This window comes from Anaplasma marginale str. Florida, assembly GCF_000215485.1.
Taxonomy (GTDB): domain Bacteria; phylum Pseudomonadota; class Alphaproteobacteria; order Rickettsiales; family Anaplasmataceae; genus Anaplasma; species Anaplasma marginale.
In genome coordinates, this window is the sequence record NZ_AFMS01000201.1 from 1 (window position 1) to 732 (window position 732).

General features: G+C 44.8%; 1 pseudogene. It reads right to left on the minus strand.

Annotated elements, in window-relative coordinates:
* Positions 1 to 732, minus strand: a pseudogene (locus tag GAC_RS05750) (P44/Msp2 family outer membrane protein); the annotation flags it as partial.

Here is a 732-nt window from a genome sequence, read left to right on the forward strand (position 1 = left end):
ATTCTTCGTGATCTCCATAGCATTAGTCAATGCAGCCTTCATCACTGTGGCTACTCCACGCTTCTCAGCTATCTCTGTAAGTTCTTCTAGTGCCTTGATCTTGGCTAGTTCATCTTTTTCCCTACCAGATCTCTTGAGTAACCAGTGCTTTTCCAACTCTTTCTTTCCTTCTGAGCCCTCCAGACGTTTTTGTAGCTTCTTGACCAAAGCTCCTATCGATGTCTCCTCCACCTTAAATATCTTCAACACCTCCGTCAGCTTTTGTGCTTCCAATTGTGCTATAGTGTCTTTCACCTCAGCTAATGTCCTCAACTGCTCTTCTGGTATTAGCTCATCTAACTGTCTTAGCTCCCTTAGCACACTTATCTCTTCTAACATACTTGCTGCTTTCCTTATAGATTGCGGATTAGTCTCCTTACGTATTCTTTGCCGCTGTGTCAGTTCCTGTATCTCCTCCAGCTTTTGTGCTGCTAGCCGTACTAGTCTTCTATCTAGTCCCCTCATTCTCTCTGTGAGCTGAAGTCCCTCTTGAATCTCTAATCCTTCAATCTTCTGCTTCTCAGCTAATGCCTTGACTTCCTTAACTTCAGCTAATGTTCTCAACTGCTCTTCTAGTCCTAGTGCCTTAAGCTCCCTTATCGCTGCTAGTTCCTGCCCTACTCTTCCAATCCTGCGTAGCAACCACGTTTTGTCCAAATGCTCTGCAAGCTCTGAACCCTTTACCTTCGCCTT